This is a genomic window from Exiguobacterium sp. s50 (genome assembly GCF_018618175.1).
GTDB lineage: Bacteria > Bacillota > Bacilli > Exiguobacteriales > Exiguobacteriaceae > Exiguobacterium > Exiguobacterium chiriqhucha.
Genome location: NZ_JACSLP010000003.1, coordinates 390,945 through 399,434, shown reverse-complemented (window position 1 = coordinate 399,434; position 8,490 = coordinate 390,945). Strand labels below are relative to the sequence as shown.

The 8,490-nt window shown below is 49.6% G+C and carries 8 protein-coding genes and 14 tRNA genes; 21 read left to right on the top strand and 1 reads right to left on the bottom strand.

Translation table 11 applies throughout. From position 1 onward, the window contains the following. Positions 1–14: 14 nt before the first annotated feature. The 14 genes from KNP68_RS06545 to KNP68_RS06480 all read left to right on the top strand — a co-directional run bounded on the left by KNP68_RS06545 (position 15) and on the right by KNP68_RS06480 (position 2,352). Positions 15–89, top strand: a tRNA-Asn gene (locus KNP68_RS06545). A gap of 13 nt (positions 90–102) precedes the next feature. Continuing rightward, positions 103–193, top strand: a tRNA-Ser gene (locus tag KNP68_RS06540). 19 nt (positions 194–212) lie between these two features. Next, a tRNA-Glu gene (locus tag KNP68_RS06535) sits at positions 213–287 on the top strand. 17 nt (positions 288–304) lie between these two features. Further along, positions 305–378: transfer RNA gene (locus tag KNP68_RS06530), tRNA-Met, on the top strand. A gap of 7 nt (positions 379–385) precedes the next feature. After that, positions 386–461 (top strand) — tRNA-Asp (locus tag KNP68_RS06525). A gap of 27 nt (positions 462–488) precedes the next feature. After that, positions 489–564 (top strand) — tRNA-Phe (locus KNP68_RS06520). Positions 565–567: 3 nt separating this feature from the next. Beyond that, positions 568–651: transfer RNA gene (locus tag KNP68_RS06515), tRNA-Tyr, on the top strand. 3 nt (positions 652–654) lie between these two features. Further along, a tRNA-Trp gene (locus KNP68_RS06510) sits at positions 655–725 on the top strand. Positions 726–743: 18 nt separating this feature from the next. Further along, positions 744–819 (top strand) — tRNA-His (locus KNP68_RS06505). Between the two features lie 6 nt (positions 820–825). Then, positions 826–900: transfer RNA gene (locus KNP68_RS06500), tRNA-Gln, on the top strand. Between the two features lie 4 nt (positions 901–904). Next, positions 905–979, top strand: a tRNA-Gly gene (locus KNP68_RS06495). An 8-nt stretch (positions 980–987) separates the two neighbouring features. Beyond that, positions 988–1,061 (top strand) — tRNA-Cys (locus tag KNP68_RS06490). Between the two features lie 9 nt (positions 1,062–1,070). Further along, positions 1,071–1,151, top strand: a tRNA-Leu gene (locus tag KNP68_RS06485). Positions 1,152–1,311: 160 nt separating this feature from the next. Next, the gene (locus KNP68_RS06480; RefSeq protein WP_029595999.1) at positions 1,312–2,352 is read left to right on the top strand and encodes a DUF2332 domain-containing protein; all 1,041 of its coding nucleotides are present in this window, start codon (positions 1,312–1,314) and stop codon (positions 2,350–2,352) included. A 41-nt stretch (positions 2,353–2,393) separates the two neighbouring features. On the opposite strand, the gene KNP68_RS06475 is transcribed toward KNP68_RS06480, so the two are convergent. Then, complete coding sequence (locus tag KNP68_RS06475) at positions 2,394–2,987, bottom strand: DUF6241 domain-containing protein (RefSeq protein ID WP_214799076.1); 594 nt, start codon at positions 2,985–2,987, stop codon at positions 2,394–2,396. A 360-nt stretch (positions 2,988–3,347) separates the two neighbouring features. Between KNP68_RS06475 and desA the strand changes: the two genes are divergently transcribed. The 7 genes from desA (at position 3,348) to KNP68_RS06440 (ending at position 8,469) form a co-directional block, all read left to right on the top strand. Further along, positions 3,348–4,367 (top strand): Delta(5) desaturase DesA, encoded by a 1,020-nt coding sequence (desA, locus tag KNP68_RS06470; protein WP_021065768.1) that lies wholly within the window; start codon positions 3,348–3,350, stop codon positions 4,365–4,367. Between the two features lie 225 nt (positions 4,368–4,592). Next, a tRNA-Gly gene (locus tag KNP68_RS06465) sits at positions 4,593–4,663 on the top strand. 78 nt (positions 4,664–4,741) lie between these two features. Then, the gene (queG, locus tag KNP68_RS06460) at positions 4,742–5,890 is read left to right on the top strand and encodes a tRNA epoxyqueuosine(34) reductase QueG (RefSeq protein WP_214799088.1); all 1,149 of its coding nucleotides are present in this window, start codon (positions 4,742–4,744) and stop codon (positions 5,888–5,890) included. Continuing rightward, positions 5,871–6,314, top strand: a complete 444-nt coding sequence (locus KNP68_RS06455; RefSeq protein ID WP_021066741.1) for a methylated-DNA--[protein]-cysteine S-methyltransferase — start codon at positions 5,871–5,873, stop codon at positions 6,312–6,314. Before queG ends, KNP68_RS06455 begins: the two co-directional genes overlap by 20 nt. A gap of 10 nt (positions 6,315–6,324) precedes the next feature. Continuing rightward, on the top strand, positions 6,325–6,798 hold the full coding sequence (gene trmL, locus KNP68_RS06450) for a tRNA (uridine(34)/cytosine(34)/5-carboxymethylaminomethyluridine(34)-2'-O)-methyltransferase TrmL (RefSeq protein ID WP_021066740.1): 474 nt from the start codon (positions 6,325–6,327) through the stop codon (positions 6,796–6,798). 226 nt (positions 6,799–7,024) lie between these two features. Beyond that, complete coding sequence (locus tag KNP68_RS06445; RefSeq protein ID WP_021066738.1) at positions 7,025–7,582, top strand: DUF5366 family protein; 558 nt, start codon at positions 7,025–7,027, stop codon at positions 7,580–7,582. Next, positions 7,579–8,469: a hypothetical protein gene (locus KNP68_RS06440; protein WP_058765770.1), complete on the top strand. Its 891-nt coding sequence runs from the start codon at positions 7,579–7,581 to the stop codon at positions 8,467–8,469. Before KNP68_RS06445 ends, KNP68_RS06440 begins: the two co-directional genes overlap by 4 nt. Positions 8,470–8,490 lie beyond the last annotated feature (21 nt).

Here is an 8,490-nt window from a genome sequence, read left to right as displayed (position 1 = left end):
CCAGGCAAGATCGTTCCGCAATAGCTCAGTGGTAGAGCAACCGGCTGTTAACCGGTAGGTCGTAGGTTCAAATCCTACTTGCGGAGCCACTTTTCTCTTTTTGGAGAGCTGTCCGAGTGGCCGAAGGAGCACGATTGGAATTCGTGTAGGCGGCAAAACCGTCTCAAGGGTTCGAATCCCTTGCTCTCCGCCAGTTTTTCAATCAATAGTATGGCCCGTTGGTCAAGCGGTTAAGACACCGCCCTTTCACGGCGGTAACACGGGTTCGAATCCCGTACGGGTCACCATTTAAATTTTATATCGTCGCGGGGTGGAGCAGTCTGGTAGCTCGTCGGGCTCATAACCCGAAGGTCGTTGGTTCAAATCCAGCCCCCGCAATTAGTGTGGTCCTGTGGTGTAGCGGTTAACATGCCTGCCTGTCACGCAGGAGATCGCGGGTTCGAATCCCGTCAGGACCGCCATTTTTTCAATTAAATTACTACATACATGGCTTTGTAGCTCAGTTGGTAGAGCAAAGGACTGAAAATCCTTGTGTCGGCGGTTCGATTCCGTCCAAAGCCACCATGTGGGGGGGTAGCGAAGTGGCTAAACGCGGCGGACTGTAAATCCGCTCCCTCGGGTTCGGCGGTTCGAATCCGCCCCCCCCCACCACCTAGGGGCATAGTTTAGCGGTAGAACTACGGTCTCCAAAACCGTCAGCGCGGGTTCGATTCCTGCTGCCCCTGCTTTCTAATATAATTATGGCGATTGTGGCGAAGTGGTTAACGCACCGGATTGTGATTCCGGCATTCGAGGGTTCAATTCCCTTCAGTCGCCCCATTTTATTGGGCTGTAGCCAAGTGGTAAGGCATCGGATTTTGATTCCGACATGCGTAGGTTCGATCCCTTCCAGCCCAGCCATTATGCGGAAGTAGTTCAGTGGTAGAATACGACCTTGCCAAGGTCGGGGTCGCGGGTTCGAATCCCGTCTTCCGCTCCATTAAATTTGGCGCCATAGCCAAGTGGTAAGGCAGAGGACTGCAACTCCTCTATCGTCGGTTCGATTCCGACTGGCGCCTCCAACATAATATGCCGGTGTGGCGGAATTGGTAGACGCGCACGACTCAAAATCGTGTTCCTCTGGAGTGTCGGTTCGACTCCGACCACCGGTATCCGTAGATCCTAGCTGAGGCTAGGGTCTTTTTTTTGTATGTGAAAGTTTAAAAATAAAGGGAAGTGAGCGATGCGTAAGGAATAAGCAAGGAGTGTACGATTGTGCAAGGGGACGAAGGGGGAAGTACATTGTCGACAAATCAAATCGCTCAAGCTTTTATGAGATTTGCTTCAAACGAGTGTAGAGGTTCGAGTGTTCTTTATGAATCATTGTCGAACGAGATAGCGACAGACGTGTCGATTCTCACATTATGTGAGCAAGCCAATCCAGGACAGCCTATTCCGAACCTGTTGTTTGGAGCAGTCCATTATCTGCTCTTGAGTGGGCACCAGCATCCATTAGGCGACTATTACCCAAGCGTGGCCATTGAAGCGAAAGAGGTAGATGAAGGACTATTTCCGAGTTTTCAGCAATTTTGCAAAACTTATGAAACTGAGTTGGTTGCTCTCTTACAGACTAGGCTCGTTCAAACGAACGAAGTGAGACGGTGTGCGTATTTATATCCAGTGTTCGGTATGATTTCTAGATACTCAAAGCAACCGTTGTCTTTAGTGGAGATTGGTACGAGCGCCGGTCTACAGCTCTTATGGGACCAGTACAGCTATCGATATGACGACAGCGAACTGGTCGGGAACGTCACGTCATCCCTCGAGATTTCAGCGGAGGTGATTGGCGAAGGAAGACCTCGACTGAATCTACCGATTCCTCCAGTCCGGGAACGAATCGGGTTTGATTTGAATATCGTCGATTTGACCGATGGCGATGAAAAATTATGGTTGAATTCGCTTATATGGCCGGAACATACAACTCGTCTCGAGCTATTTGAACAGGCGAGTGCGTTGATCGGATCACAACCATTGGAGTTGATTCAAGGGGATGGAGTTCAATTATTAAAAACACGAGTCGATTCGATTGAAACGGACAGCATCGTCTGTATCTTCCATACACACGTGGCGAATCAAATGCCACTTGAAACCAAGTATGAGCTTTTGCGTCAAGTCGACTGTATCGGGGAGTACCGGGACGTCTGTCACATCTATAATAATGTCCAAGACAAGTTGCTCCACCTCGATCTTATTATCGATGGTAGGAAGAGTGAGTACGTGCTCGCTGAAACGGATGGGCATGGACGTTGGTTCAACTGGTTGCTATCACCAGAAACGGAAGAAAATCTTGAGCAAAGATTTGGTAAGCTCTAACCTCGGTTAGAGCTTTTTAGGATTAATGAAAAAAAGAACCATCACGGAGATGATTCTTCATATGACGTGTACGTCGCTTCGTCCAAAGTATGTAAGTAATCGGGTCCAAAATTGTTCAGGATAAAGAGTTCCTCTTCGTTCTCAGTCGCCAATCCGTTTGAGAATCCTCTATTCGCTTGGAGGAGATGCAACAAACGATCTTGCTCCGTGTCGGCTTTGGAGGAGTCGCCTTGTGACCAATTTTCGAGCATGATGTTCAATTCGGCGTATATGTCATCTTCGATCTTGAATTTTGATTTTAGAAGATTCAAGTATTCAGCCGATTGTTGAATATTCTGTGGTGTCATCGGAATCGCCCCCCATTTAGCACGAGCTGATATTTTTTGATGTGTCATCAAGTGCATGCTTTTGATCAATTCAGTTCGATTTGGTTTCTCTTCATTGAAAGAGACCTCTAGTTCAACGCGAGTCTTTGCGGTGGAGTTGCCTCTGCGGTCTAATGGGTCTTCCTTGGATACTTCGATTTGTAGTTCTTTGACGCGCTTTGCGTATTTGTCATCAAGATTCTCATTCTCGACACCTTGACTTAAGTTTTTATAAAACGTGTAGCTGATCCAAAAGACTGGAATGAGCAAGATGAGGACGCTAGTCGTGATGATGAGTCACTTCGGGGTAAATACCTGTTTCAGTTTTTTGAACAATATCATTGCCTCCTATCTGTACATAGTTGGATTTTAACATACTTCAAATACCATTAATCCCATATAAGGGATTAATATGGAAAAATAGATAAAAGAAACAAAAAAATGATTTGATAACTCATTTTGAATGAACGTTTTTCCATCTGTGATGTGATATAATTACCTGGTAATAATATTTTATGATGAATAAATTCTAATGACGGTCACGTTGCTCGTCAATCTCATACTGTATTTGGTTTCATATTTCATTTTTGTTGTCGTCATCGCTATTTGCAATTGAGGAGGAAGTTGTACATGAGTAAAGAAAAAATCGCCCAGCTCCGAAAGCATGTCTCGCCGTTTGAAAAGGCCGATGTGAAGAAGAGCGTCCGGCAGATGATCAACACAATCTTGCCGTTTCTTGCCGCCTGGATTCTTGCCTATCAGGCGCTCCAAATCTCGGTCTTCTTGACCATTCCACTCGCCATCGTCGCAGCTGGTTTTGTTGTCCGGATGTTCATCATTTTCCACGACTGTACGCACGGTTCGTTTTTCAAGAATAAAAAAGCGAACGCTATCGTCGGGACGATTATGGGGATTCTAACGTTGTTCCCATATGAGAAATGGAAACGAGAGCATTCGATTCACCATGCTTCGAGTGGTAACTTGGACAAACGTGGCGTCGGTGACATTTGGGTCATGACGATTGAAGAATACGTCGAGGCATCGAGATGGACTCGATTGCAATATCGTCTATACCGTAACCCGCTCGTCATGTTCGGTCTCGGGCCGTTGTTCTTGATTCTTGTCACAAGCCGTTTCAATCGGAAAGATGCGCGTAAAAAAGAACGGAATAACACATACCTCATTAACTTGTCGCTCGTCGTTCTCTATGCGCTCGTCATCGCGATTGTCGGTTGGAAAGCGTTCTTGATTGTTCAAGGCACGACGATGTTCACAGCCGGTGTCCTTGGAATCTGGTTGTTCTACGTACAGCATACGTTCGAAGACTCGTATTTCGAGGACGAGAGCGAGTGGGACTACGTGAAGGCTGCGATCGAAGGAAGCTCGTATTACGAGTTGCCGAAAGTGTTGCAGTGGGTAACCGGGAATATCGGTTTCCACCATGTTCATCACTTGAGCCCGCGTGTACCGAACTACAACCTTGAACAAGCCCATACGTCGACGCCGCCGCTCCAAAAAGCGACGACGATTGGTCTATGGTCGAGTTTGAAGTCGCTACGCTACAAACTGTACGATGCTCAGAACAAGACGTTCGTCACGTTCCGCGATATTAAGCACTTGCTTCGGGAACCGAAGACGTCATCGTTGTGACGCACATTCCTGCCGGCTTTGTCGGCAGGATATTTTTATATCGCCACAGCTATCTTATATTGAGATATGATTTAAAGAAGATAAATAAGGGAATTAGATGTACTCAGACAATAAACATATAGACTTGATAAGCCATCAAAGAAATTTCTTTAAAAGTGTTGACTTCCGAAAGGTATAGATGTATATTGATTGTAGTCGCTTTTACAGCCGACTCATATGAACCATGCGGGTGTAGTTTAATGGTAAAACCTCAGCCTTCCAAGCTGATGACGAGAGTTCGATTCTCTTCACCCGCTTCATCATCTCTCTGCCGACTGGCGGGGAGATTTTTTGTATGCGAAAATAGGCATGAAAGAGGTGATTCGATGAACGGGATGAGCCCGGAAAGACTTAAACAGAAGATTGTGGCGTACGCGACGACGATTGGGATTGACGAGTTGAAAGTGACGACGGCCGACCCGTTCATCGTCATGAAGCAACGTCTCGTGAAGCAACAAGAAAAGGGATTCGCTTCGGGGTTCGAGGAGCCTGATTTGGACAAACGGACGACACCGACGCTGTTACTTGAAGAAGCGCAGTCGATTATTGCAATCGCCATCTTGTATCCGAGCAAATTGAAGGACGCGCCGCGTAGTGTGGCCGATGAGCGCCGCGGTTTGTTCGCCCGGGCATCGTGGGGGCTCGACTACCATCGCGCTGTTGGCTCGAGACTCGAACAATTGCAGGCGTATATTGAACAGCTCGTCCCGGGCGTCCGGACACGCTCGATGGTCGATACGGGAGAGTTTGTCGATCGGGCGGTGGCCGAACGGGCCGGAATCGGCTTCAGCGGCAAGAACTGTTCCATCATTTCGCCCGAGAAGGGGTCGTACCTCTATCTAGGCGAGATGATCCTGGACACATACTTACCACCGGATGAGATGATTGAGGACGGGTGCGGAGAATGTACGAAATGCATGACGGCATGTCCGACGACGGCGCTTATCGAACCGGGTGTGCTCGACGCAAAACGTTGTATCGCCTATTTGACGCAAATGAAGACGCTCATGCCACGCGAGTTCCGCTCGAAGCTCGGTGGACGGCTTTACGGTTGCGACACGTGCCAACAAGTCTGTCCGTATAATCGGAAGAAGGATTGGCGCCATCATGAGGAACTGCTTCCTGAAGCGGAAATCGTCAAACCGTTGCTCGTCCCGTTACTGAACTTGAGCAATCGGGAGTTCAAAGCGAAGTTCGGCCATCTGTCTGGCGCATGGCGCGGCAAAAAGCCGATTCAGCGAAATGCGATTCTAGCGTTGGCCCATTATCGGGAACCATCGGCCGTGCCGGTGCTCGAAGACTTCATCCAACAAGATGAGCGCGAAGACATGCGGGCGACAGCGGTCTGGGCGATCGGGGCGATTCTCGGAGCCGAAGCCGAGACGATTTATCAACAGATTGAGTCGACGGAGACGTCGGAGCTCGTACATGAAGAGATTCGATTATTCCGAGAGGAGTGGAGTCATGAAGACCGTGTCATCTAAATGGGGAACGTTAGGCTATGAATTGAACGCCAATGGAAAGCTATGTGCGTTAGACTTTGCGGAGACGGAAGCGGATGATGGTTCGGCACCAGCTTGGCTGACCGAACTGATTGAACGTGTCGAACAAGACGGGCTTCAACCGTCTGACCGCGAGTGGATCGAGATGAACGGGACCGTCTTTCAGCAAGAAGTATGGGACGCGCTCTTAACAATCCCGTTCGGAGAGACGCGGACGTACAAACAAATCGCCGAACAAATCGGACGACCAAAAGCGGTTCGTGCGGTCGGCCAGGCACTGAACCGGAATCCGTTGCCCGTCATTTTCCCGTGCCATCGGGTCGTCGGTAGCGGAGGACAACTGACCGGTTTCGGTGGCGGTATTCATCAAAAACAACGATTACTTGATCTCGAACAAGTGAAGTGAGGAGTAGATTATGGCAATCCATGTAGTAATGTTCCAACCAGAAATCCCGGCGAATACAGGTAACGTCTCGCGCACATGTGCCGCGACGAATTCGGTGCTTCATTTGATTCGTCCGTTAGGTTTTTCGACAGACGATAAAATGCTCAAACGAGCCGGGCTCGATTATTGGCAGTTCGTCGACGTGCGGTATCACGATTCGCTTGACGAACTGTGGGCCAAGCACCCGGACGGAGAGTTCTTCTACATTACCAAGTACGGGGAACAGTACCCGAGTGACCTCGACGTGTCTGCGGTCGACAAAGACTATTTCTTCGTCTTCGGTCGCGAGACGAAAGGGTTGCCGATGGAAGTAATCGAGAATAACCTCGACCGTTGCATCCGCTTGCCGCAATCGAACCTCGTGCGATCGCTCAACGTCTCGAACACGGCGGCGATTATCGTCTATGAGGCGCTCCGCCAACAAGGATATGCTGGGTTGAAATAAAAAAAGAGCCGGATTCGTGAGAATCTCGGCTCTTATTGATTACCTTCAGGTTTTCTGTTGTATCCAGCTGTAAAGATAGCTGCGAGGAAGACGACGCTGATTCCGACCATTAGTAACAAACCCATCTGAAAATCCCCCTTTTGTTCTCCGTGACTACGAATATTATAATATACTTGATAATAGATTTGCACTGAATATGAGAAATTCTTGTGAAATTGGAGCCGATATGAAAACAAACGTGTACTTGTTAAGCTATGCCCCGTTGATTGGGATTATTCTGTTCTCGATGTCGCTTGCGATCGCCACGAGCGAGTATGTGATTCAATGGCTGACCCGTGTCGGTGTCTACAGCGAGATTATCGCCCTGTTGTCCGTACAGGAGTCAAAAGTGCTCGTGCTCGTCGTGTTCTTTACCATTTACTTCATGCTGTTCAGCGCCTTCAAGCTCGTGGCCGACACGTTCAATCAACTCGGATTCGCCTTCTTCGCGCGTGAGACGAACGGCAGCTCGCTCCATCGTCTCAAGCCAGGGGCGACGATTTTTCTGGTCGGGTCGGGAATCAGCTTCTTGTTCCTGAACTCGCTCCTTGCCGTCATCGCGGTATTGCTCGGCACATTCGTCCTCTATTTGTTCTATTACATATGGCAAGTCAGTCAGTTGATGTCGACGTTTCGGGCAATCGGTCTGCTCTTGATTCAAGCGATGATGTGGGCCATCCTGTTGAGCGGCCTCGCTTGGGCGATGCTACGCTTGTTTAACTCGGTCGGGGACATCATCCTATGACGGTGAATGCGACGATTCCCCTCATTCCGACCGAAGAAGTCGTCCAGGCATGGATGGGTTCGATGGTGCCACCGATGGACTTATTCATGGCGGATGCGAGACTCGTGACGCGACTCGGTGCGGATGCGAATGTCTTGATGATCCCACGGGCAGAATTCGACGTGCATCCGTCTTATCGGGACATCCGCATGGCCAACGCCTATACGTATTGGACCATCGACCGCGAGGCTGTTGTCGTCTTGCATGCGCCGCCGGGGTGGGTCGCGACATTATTGCCAGAAGTGAGACGCGAGTTGCTTGCCTATCAAGTCACGGTCGGACGGGGGCTCGTTTTCCCGGCGACTGACATGGAAATCGATTCGTTGGCGACTTCGATTGTGACGGTAGACGATGTGCCGTATCTCATCTTACATCAGTCAGCCTTTCAGGTGATGCCAGACGAGATGCGTCGTCAACTGACGTTCGAGTACGCCAAAGCTTGGGACGAGTGGACGGCGAGTTCTATTCCCGATACTTGCCCTGACCATGTGCGACGCCTTGCTAACACCTTCCCGGTCACGTCAGGCAGCAATTGCCTCGCGGCCACGCTGTTCGCGGTGACAGGTGCGGAGTGGATGGCGACGCAATGGGTCCATCCTGGCACATTCCTCCAGACGCTCGGTCAGGCTGGTTACATGAGAACCGAGTCGGAACTGACCGAACGAGGGGATGTGCTCACGTTCGTTGATGAGGCAGGGCGTGTCCAACACGCGACATACTGCATCGGCGCCGGACTCTTCTTCAACAAGAACGGGCAGACGCTGTTCAATCCATGGAAACTGATTCAACAACATGAACTGTTCGAGGCATGGGGGGACTACACGTGCCAGACGTATCGACGACCATAAAAAGCCAGGGACAACGATGTC

Excerpts from the sequence above, each read along its gene's own strand:
- desA (WP_021065768.1), top strand. The coding sequence starts at position 3,348 with ATGAGTAAAGAAAAAATCGCCCAGCTCCGAAAGCATGTCTCGCCGTTT.
- KNP68_RS06440 (WP_058765770.1), top strand. The coding sequence starts at position 7,579 with ATGACGGTGAATGCGACGATTCCCCTCATTCCGACCGAAGAAGTCGTC.
- KNP68_RS06455 (WP_021066741.1), top strand. The coding sequence starts at position 5,871 with ATGAAGACCGTGTCATCTAAATGGGGAACGTTAGGCTATGAATTGAAC.
- queG (WP_214799088.1), top strand. The coding sequence starts at position 4,742 with ATGAGCCCGGAAAGACTTAAACAGAAGATTGTGGCGTACGCGACGACG.
- KNP68_RS06445 (WP_021066738.1), top strand. The coding sequence starts at position 7,025 with ATGAAAACAAACGTGTACTTGTTAAGCTATGCCCCGTTGATTGGGATT.
- trmL (WP_021066740.1), top strand. The coding sequence starts at position 6,325 with ATGGCAATCCATGTAGTAATGTTCCAACCAGAAATCCCGGCGAATACA.
- KNP68_RS06480 (WP_029595999.1), top strand. The coding sequence starts at position 1,312 with ATGAGATTTGCTTCAAACGAGTGTAGAGGTTCGAGTGTTCTTTATGAA.